Origin of the sequence: Finegoldia magna (assembly GCF_018371055.1) — a bacterium.
Taxonomy (GTDB): Bacteria; Bacillota; Clostridia; order Tissierellales; family Peptoniphilaceae; genus Finegoldia; species Finegoldia magna_I.
The window spans coordinates 1-4,748 of the sequence record NZ_JAGYZD010000134.1 but is presented as its reverse complement, the minus strand read 5'-3'; the positions used below and the strand labels follow the sequence as shown (position 1 = coordinate 4,748).

Here is a 4,748-nt window from a genome sequence, read left to right as displayed (position 1 = left end):
AAGATTTCATCGTCGATTTGCGCTAACAAATCAGATACGTATTTTTCTGTTTCACGAGAAGCTGTTCCGTTACCGATTGCGATTAGTTTGACGTTGTATTTGTCGATAAATTCCTTCAAAGTTTCGTCTGCTCTTTGGATTTGTTTTCTTGCATCAGTTACATAAATTACAGCACTATCCAAGAAATCTCCGTATTCAGAAATTACAGCAACTTTGCAACCAGTTCTAAATCCCGGGTCAAGTCCAATTATCGCTGTTTCCTTGATAGGTGGTTGCATCAAATAAGGCTTCAAATTGCTTTTGAATACGCCGATTGATTCGTCGTCTGCCATTTCTTTCATGCTTTGGCGCACTTCTGTCTCAATTGATGGAACGATTAATCTTTTGTAGCTGTCTTTGACAGCTTTTTCAATCAAATCATAACTTTCAAAATCATTTGCTCTTGCGATTTTTCTCATTATTTTGAAAATATTGTAATCGTCATTTAAAATGAATGAAACTTTCAAGAATCCTTCTTTTTCTCCTCTAAATACCGCAAGAACTCTGTGTGCTTTGACATCTTTTACTTTTTCTGAATAATCGTAGTACATCTTGTATGTGCCAGAATCGTCTTCGTTTTTTTCTTCAGTTTTCATAACCCCATCTGTTATGAACGAATTACGAACTATATCTCTGAATACTTTTTGTTCAGATACGAATTCTGCTATGATGTCCAAACTTTTACTAATAGCATCATCAACTGTTTTGATTTCTTCTCCGTTGACAAATTCTGAGGCTTTTTTCTCAATCTCAGATAAAGAGTGAGTTTTCTCCATTATCATATCTGCTACTGGTTGAAGTCCCAATTCTACAGCGATTGATCCACGAGTTCTTTTCTTAGGCTTAAATGGAAGATAAATATCTTCTAATTCTGTCAAAATAGTTGCTTCGTCGATTTGTTTTTTCAAATCTTCAGTGAGTTTTCCTTGCTCATCGATAAGACTTGTGATGTCGTCTTTTCTTTCTTGCAAGTTTCTCAAATATGTAAGCCTATCGTTTAATTGTCTCAACGTTTCGTCAGTCAAATTCCCAGTGATTTCTTTTCTGTATCTGGCGATAAATGGAATTGTATTTCCCTCATCTAATAATTCAACTGTCTTAACAACGTTATCATATTTTATGTCTAATTCTTCTGATAATTTTTGTAGTATATTCATTCTCTTCCTTCTCTTTTAATAAACTATAATCTATATTTTAACATTATTTTATTTATTTTTCCAGATTAAAGCATTTTGAGGTAAAATTCTAAAAACCACCAAGCGTGCACTTGATGGTTTGATTAATTATTTTTTAAATAACTTAGCGTTTTTTTCTTTTTCTAATTGTTCCAAGAAAATCTCTTTTTGAATCAAGTGAGTTTTTCTTATGGATCCAGCAATGTCTGCTACTAACATAAAAATCGTCGCCGCTGACACGTAATAAAAGTCGATAAATGAATATTCTATAAATCCTCTTGATGGAGGTGTCATTTGTCCGATGAAAAGCATCATAAATATCGCTACGAAAACAATCGTAAAATTGAATTTGAAAATAAATCCATGAAAATATCCAAGGACTACTGCGATAGCTAAGAATATCATCAAGCAATGGTCAATCAAAAATCCATGTGCATGAGACAATGTGTATCTGATGATTATCATGAACAATATGTAAATCAACGAGTAAATAATAAGTTTTGTGTTTTTTGACATTTTAAATCTCCTTTTGTTAAAACATTTTCCGTGATTGTGATTTGCTTGAATTTTTTGTAAAGTTTGTAATAAAATTTACAAAATAAAACATTTCAATATTATTTTAGCACAATTTATAATTTTAATCTACAAATTATTAAAAGGTTATCCTAATTTACAACCTTGAAAAATTGTAAAATTTATATTAAAATTAACTAATAACTAGGAGGCTATTATGAAACCGTATATTGTGGGAGTCGCAGGTGGAAGTGCTTCAGGTAAGACTGAAATCGTGAGGACTTTGAAAAAACATTTTGAAGATAAGATAGAAATTATTGAACACGATAATTATTACTTTGCTCATGACAATTTGACTATGGATGAACGTGCTAGTTTGAATTACGATCATCCCCAAGCTTTTGAAACGGATTTGTTGATTGAGCATGTTAAAAAAATTATAAATAATGAAGAAATCGACATTCCAACTTACGATTTTACAATTCACACTAGAAGCTCTGATACTTTGAAAAAAATCCCAAAGCCAATTGTGATTGTAGAAGGAATTTTGGTTTTGGAGAATGAAGAACTTCGCAATTTAATGGATATGAAAGTCTTCGTAGACTGCGATGGAGATGTCAGACTCAAAAGAAGAATTACAAGAGATTTGGTCGAAAGAAACAGAACTATTGAATCGATTTTGACTCAATATATGGAAACTGTTAAGCCAATGCATGAACTTTTTGTGGAACCTAGTAAGAAATTTGCCGATTTGATTGTGCCAAAAGGTGGCAAGAACAAGGTTGCTATCGATGTTCTTATCAATCATTTGGCTACGAAATTATAAAAAAAGCATTTTGCTATTGACTAGAATTAGTTTCTAGTATAAAATTTTAATAACTCAATAGAAAATTATGATTGTGACCAGTACCGATTATTCGGGAATTACAACACATGAGTTTTCAAGGTAGTTTCATACTTTGCATGGAACATAAGCTTTTGATAAGAAAGGTGGTACCGCGTAGATTCGCCCTTTCGTGTCAAGAGTTTTTTTATTTTATAGGAGGAGTTTATGATTAATTACGAATTTGAACATGAAAATGTGTACGACGAATTGGTAGCGCGTGGATATTTTGAACAAGCTACATACGAAGATGAATTGAGGGATTTGCTCGGAAAAGAAAGAGTTCCATTTTACATTGGATTTGATGCGACTGCAGATAGTTTGACTATTGGTCATTTTATTCAATTGATGGTTATGATGAGAATGCAAGCTCACGGTCACATTCCAATTTGCCTTTTAGGTGGTGGAACTACAATGATTGGCGATCCTTCTGGTCGTAACGATATGAGAAGTATTATGACTAAGGAAGTTATCGATGAAAATGCCAGAAGATTTTATTCTCAAATGACAAGATTCATCGATTTTGGCGAAGACAAGGCTTACATTGAAAACAACAAGAATTGGTTGTTGAATTTGAATTTTTTAGATTTCATGAGAGAAATCGGCGTTCATTTTTCTGTAAATCAAATGTTGACTTTGGAAAGTTACAAAAATAGAATGAAAAAAGGTCTAACGTTTTTCGAATTTAGTTATATGTTGATGCAATCATACGATTATTTGGTATTGTACAGAAAATACGGTTGTAAATTGCAAATGGGCGGTTCTGATCAATGGTCTAATATTTTGGGCGGATACGATTTGGTTAGAAAATTAGAAAACGACAAAGTTTACGCTATGACTTTCAAACTTTTAACTACTGCTGACGGAGTTAAAATGGGTAAATCACAAAAAGGCGCTGTATGGTTGGACGAAAGCAAGACAACTCCTTATGATTTATTCCAATACATGAGAAATGTAGACGACAGAGATGTTGAAAAATTCTTGTTGATGTTGACATTCTTGCCAACTGAAGAATGCAAGAGACTTGGTAGCTTAGAGGGAAGTGACATCAATAAAGCTAAGGAAGTTTTGGCATTTGAAGTGTGCAAATTAGTTCACGGAGAAGAAAAAGCAGAAGAAGCACGTCAAACAGCAAACGCATTGTTCAATTCAAACGCTGTTGATGAAAATATGCCAACAACTGAAATGAAAGCTTTGGATTTTGAAAATGGAATTGGTTTGTTGAATTTGTTGACAATGACAGGACTTACTCAATCAAACAGTGAAGCGCGTAGACTTGTAACTCAAAACGGAATTTCTGTTAATGACAATAAGGAAGCTGATCCAAAAAGAATTGTAACAATTCACGATTTTAACGACGATGAACTTATTATAAAAAAAGGTAAAAAAGTATATCACAGAGTAAAATTGGTATAATATTTTAAAAATAAACCCTGGCGATTTTGAATTGATTTTCAAAGATTGTTGTGGTTTTTGTGTTATAATTAAATAAATTTAAAAATATTTGTGGAGGTGCAAATGAAAAAATTATTCAAATTTTTAACTAGTAGAATAATGCTTTTGGCAATTGTATTTATTATTCAAATTTCGCTATTAGTTTATTTGATTTTAAGTTTTCAAAGAAATTTTGTGTATGTCTACACATTAAACATTATAATATCCTTCGCGTTTACTATAATGGTGGTCAACACCGATGTAAACCCGAGTTTCAAACTGGGATGGCTCATCCCTATATGGATATTCCCGTTGTTTGGAGCGGTGTTCTATTTGTTTTTCAGAAGAAACAGATTCGTTCGTGCACAACAAAGACGAATGGATACGATTAGTTCATCGTTTAATAACCATATTTTGTCAAATGGTAATGTAATTGACGAATTGGAGGGTGACTCCAAGTCAATCGCAACTTACATAAACACAACAGCTCACGCTCCTGTATTTTCTAAAACAAGTTCGAAATATTTAAAAAACGGTGAGATTTTCTTTGAATATTTGATGGAAGATTTAAAAAACGCAAAGGATTATATTTTCTTGGAGTTTTTTATAATCGAAGAAGGATACATGTTCAATAATATTTTGGAAGTTTTGGAACAAAAAGTAAAAGAAGGAGTCGACGTCAGGATTTTGTACGACGATTTCGG

5 protein-coding genes are annotated in these 4,748 nt (G+C 32.5%); 3 read left to right on the top strand and 2 right to left on the bottom strand.

Annotated elements, in window-relative coordinates; genetic code table 11:
- Both KHW44_RS06455 and KHW44_RS06450 read right to left on the bottom strand, forming a co-directional pair.
- A partial coding sequence (locus tag KHW44_RS06455; protein ID WP_304067408.1) for a Tex-like N-terminal domain-containing protein occupies positions 1 to 1,196 on the bottom strand: 1,196 nt, incomplete at its 3' end.
- Positions 1,197 to 1,322: 126 nt separating this feature from the next.
- The gene (locus KHW44_RS06450) at positions 1,323 to 1,730 is read right to left on the bottom strand and encodes a hypothetical protein (protein WP_002835700.1); all 408 of its coding nucleotides are present in this window, start codon (positions 1,728 to 1,730) and stop codon (positions 1,323 to 1,325) included.
- Positions 1,731 to 1,944: 214 nt separating this feature from the next.
- Here KHW44_RS06450 and udk point away from each other — a divergent pair, with 214 nt between their 5' ends.
- The 3 genes from udk to KHW44_RS06435 form a co-directional block, all read left to right on the top strand.
- The gene (gene udk / locus KHW44_RS06445; RefSeq protein WP_304067402.1) at positions 1,945 to 2,553 is read left to right on the top strand and encodes a uridine kinase; all 609 of its coding nucleotides are present in this window, start codon (positions 1,945 to 1,947) and stop codon (positions 2,551 to 2,553) included.
- 225 nt (positions 2,554 to 2,778) lie between these two features.
- Complete coding sequence (gene tyrS, locus KHW44_RS06440; RefSeq protein ID WP_294684566.1) at positions 2,779 to 4,026, top strand: tyrosine--tRNA ligase; 1,248 nt, start codon at positions 2,779 to 2,781, stop codon at positions 4,024 to 4,026.
- 102 nt (positions 4,027 to 4,128) lie between these two features.
- On the top strand, positions 4,129 to 4,748 hold a 620-nt coding region (locus KHW44_RS06435), incomplete at its 3' end, for a PLDc N-terminal domain-containing protein (RefSeq protein WP_304067397.1).